The sequence below is a fragment of the Lentilactobacillus diolivorans DSM 14421 genome (assembly GCF_001434255.1).
Classification (GTDB): domain Bacteria; phylum Bacillota; class Bacilli; order Lactobacillales; family Lactobacillaceae; genus Lentilactobacillus; species Lentilactobacillus diolivorans.
The window spans coordinates 1-345 of the sequence record NZ_AZEY01000040.1 but is presented as its reverse complement, the minus strand read 5'-3'; the positions used below and the strand labels follow the sequence as shown (position 1 = coordinate 345).

Below are 345 nucleotides of genomic sequence, written 5' to 3'. Positions count from 1 at the left end.
TAGATTGTAAAATTAATCCGAACGCTGTTCGGACAAAAAAGATCAGCTTCCTTTAAAATGGTGTTTACCACAAACCCATCTTTTAGGAGCTGATCTTTTGTCTAGTATAACCTATTCCGAACGAATTAAAATCGAAACCTTTTGTGAACTAGGGCTGTCCAATATCCAAATGGGTGTTCGGCTGAACCGATCACCGTCAACAATTTCTTATGAATTATCTCGATGTCAACCTTATCAGGCTGAATTAGCCCAAACAGATGCCGAATACAAGCGATCACGATGTGGTCGGAAAACTAAGCTGAGCGATGAGTTAAAGCAAAAAATTCTCAACCATTTACGTCTAAG

1 protein-coding gene is annotated in these 345 nt (G+C 39.1%); it reads left to right on the top strand.

Translation table 11 applies throughout. The features are described from left to right. Nucleotides 1–97: 97 nt before the first annotated feature. Nucleotides 98–345: helix-turn-helix domain-containing protein (locus tag FC85_RS04380; RefSeq protein WP_143803405.1), on the top strand; the 248-nt coding region annotated here is incomplete at its 3' end.